The following is a 492-nucleotide window of genomic DNA, read 5'->3' on the forward strand; positions in this document are numbered from 1 at the left end:
TAGCCGATGGCTTCCAACCACTGAGGCATCCGCGAGCCCCGGCCACTGGCATCCACGACGAGGTCCGCCTCCCACGACTCCTCGCCCTGGGGTGTCTTGACCCGGGCGCCCGTGATGCGCCCCGTGCCCTTCTCGTCGGAGATGAGCCCTTCGATGGAGCAGCCCTCGCGCACCGCCACGTTGGGCTGCATCTTCACCCGGCGAAGGACGTTCCACTCGAGCAGGGGCCGGGTGCACAGCAGCCCGGGGATGCCGCTGGTGCGGCGCAGCTTCCACACCCCGAAGTGGTGCCAGGCGAGGTCTCCACTCGAGTCGATGAACTCGGCGCCCTGGACCTGGAGTTGCTCGAACAGGTCCGGGAAGTGCTTGTCGAGGATGCGCCGGCCCGTGTCCAACAGCACGTGGATGTGCGGCCCTTGGGGAACACCTTTGCGCGCGGCGGGCCCCTCCCCCCGGACATCACGCTCCACCAGCGTCACCTTGTCGAAGTGG

General features: G+C 68.5%; 1 protein-coding gene. It reads right to left on the minus strand.

The features are described from left to right. A partial coding sequence (locus JGU66_36445; GenBank protein ID MBJ6766267.1) for a hypothetical protein occupies nucleotides 1-492 on the minus strand: 492 nt, incomplete at both ends.

It is taken from the genome of Myxococcaceae bacterium JPH2 (assembly GCA_016458225.1).
Classification (GTDB): domain Bacteria; phylum Myxococcota; class Myxococcia; order Myxococcales; family Myxococcaceae; genus Citreicoccus.